This window comes from Deltaproteobacteria bacterium, from assembly GCA_005879535.1.
GTDB lineage: Bacteria > Myxococcota > Myxococcia > Myxococcales > 40CM-4-68-19 > 40CM-4-68-19.
In genome coordinates this window covers 1-2,143 of sequence record VBKI01000113.1, presented here as the reverse complement: position 1 = coordinate 2,143, position 2,143 = coordinate 1, and the positions used below count along the sequence as shown (strand labels likewise).

Genomic DNA, 2,143 nt, shown 5'->3' with positions numbered 1-2,143 from the left:
ACTCCTATCCCTCATCACGACGCCCGGATCGCCGATTGCCTCGCGAATACTCCGAATGGTTAAGTGAGCTGTGCTGCCTTTCGGTCCTGCGGCGAGCTCTTGCGGGGAGGGGCGGAGGAGGAGATCCGGCGCCAGTTCCCGGGCGGCGCCCGCGTCTACTGGCACCTCCATCCGCCATTCCTGCGCGCGCTGGGCATGAAGCGGAAGCTGCGGTTGGGGCGCTGGGCGCGGCCCGCGCTCTCGCTGCTGCGCGCGCTCCGCCGGCTGCGCGGAACGGCGGTCGACCCCTTCGGGCCGTCGGAGGTGCGCAGGGTCGAGCGCGCGCTGATCGAGGAGTACCGCGCAATGGTGCTGCGGGCGCTGGAGATGCCGTCGCTGCACGACGCGGCGGTGGCCATCGCCGAGCTGCCCGATCTGGTGCGCGGCTACGAGGCCATCAAGCTGCGCAACGTGCAGCGCTTTCACGAGCGGGCGGCCGCGGCTCGGCGGTCAGACATGGACGCGCAACCAGACCATCACTGCGCGCAGGTCGAAATAGCTGGCATTCAGGCTGACTCTGTCGTCCCCCGAGGCGCCGACGTATCCGCCGAGGGAAAAGCGCGCGCCGATGTCGAGCGGGGGCGCTGGAGTGACGACGGCTTCCAGCGCGAGAGGAACGAAGTGGAGGGTCCCGGTGACTCCCGAGGTCAGGAAGACCGCCGAGTAACCGGCCTGCAGCGTGATGGCAACGCGCGGGTCGGGTTGCACGAGCAGCCCGGCGGGCAGGTTGATTCCGACGATGGCGCTGGAGCCGCCGCCGCCGCCGCTGATGACCAGGAAATCGGAGGAGGCTTGCGTGAATGCGGTGGCCCCGAAGTAGAGTCCCGCGCTGTCGCCGACGTTCTGGAAATGGCCGAACTGCACGGCGCCGTTCTGACCGGTGACGAAGGCGATCGCTTCCGTGATCGGGATCTTGATATTTGCGCCGAGGGCGCCGAAGTACCGATTGGTGTGGCTGACATTCACCTGGGTGGGGTCGCCATTGACACCGACGCGCTCGTAGCCCCCGTCCAATCGCATCGCGAACGTCGGTTCTGCCAGGAAGAGGGCCGTGGCCAGGACCGAACCGAATGAGGCGCTCGGATGGACGGGCAGCGCCACACCGAGCCCGACTTGGACGCGGTCCGTCGCGCCAACGTCGACTCCGAGCGCCAGCGTTTCGCCGTCGAACGACCCGGGCCTCGTGAGCCCGAAGAGGCCGTAGCTCCAACTCGTGTAGGTGCCGTGCAGGGTCAGATCGACCTTGCCCTGCGGTAGGGTGATCGGCCGAGTGATGAGCGGCTCGATCCCGGCGGCGCGTGCGGCGGTGCCGCAGAGAAGCAGGGCGAGCACTGCACGCCGCGAGGTCATCGCCGTTGCGTCAGACGTGGACGCGCAGCCAGAACATGACGGCGCGCAGGTCGAAGTAGCCGGGGCCGCCGCCGCCCGAGCTGCCCACGAATCCGTCGAGGGAGAAGCGTGCGCCGGCGAAAGGTCGATAAGGTCGGTTCTGTCCTCTGGCGCCGCCATGCCCCCTTCTTCGCAAGCATATCAGAATCTCTCGCGGCGGGCTCACGGAGCCGCCGCGCAAGAATCCTGACAACACCTTAGGCGTGACGAAGCGGCTTAACGGCCCTTCCTTCTCGACGCCACAGGTCTTGCACGGTGCAAGCCGTCAATGCCCGCCGGTTTCGAGCATGATCCTGGCCGGCGGCGGCCCGGTGGTCGGCAGCCCGACGTGGCCGAGGATCTGCTCGATGACTGACCTCTCGTTGATGAAGGCGAGGACCTTCCGGCGGGCGCCGCAGGGGCGGGCGAGAACGTCTTCGCGGAAGACGCGGAGGAGGAGGTCACGCCACAGGATCGTGAGTCGGGTTGGCGCCGAGCGGTCGCGGGCTCAGGGTCCTGCGTCGGGCTGGCTGCTGCTGCGGTCGGTTCGGGGCACGTCGGCGGCTGCGCAGGCTCAAGCCTGTCGTCCGCAAGCTGCGCTTCCACGATCTGCGCCACACGATGGCCACCCTGCTCGTCAAGGCGAAGGTGCCGCTCGCGATCGTGCAGCGGATCCTCCGCCACACCGACCCCAAGGTCACTTCCGAGGTCTACGGCCACCTCGACCTGGACGACT

3 protein-coding genes are annotated in these 2,143 nt (G+C 68.3%); 1 reads left to right on the top strand and 2 read right to left on the bottom strand.

Annotated features, from left to right (window positions below):
- Window positions 1-155: 155 nt before the first annotated feature.
- Window positions 156-398, bottom strand: a complete 243-nt coding sequence (locus E6J58_24190; GenBank protein ID TMB31675.1) for a hypothetical protein — start codon at window positions 396-398, stop codon at window positions 156-158.
- Window positions 399-489: 91 nt separating this feature from the next.
- Window positions 490-1,389, bottom strand: coding sequence for a hypothetical protein (locus tag E6J58_24185; GenBank protein ID TMB31674.1), 900 nt, complete (start codon window positions 1,387-1,389; stop codon window positions 490-492).
- Window positions 1,390-1,893: 504 nt separating this feature from the next.
- Between E6J58_24185 and E6J58_24180 the strand changes: the two genes are divergently transcribed.
- The coding region (locus E6J58_24180) for a hypothetical protein (GenBank protein ID TMB31673.1) at window positions 1,894-2,143 on the top strand (250 nt) is incomplete at its 3' end.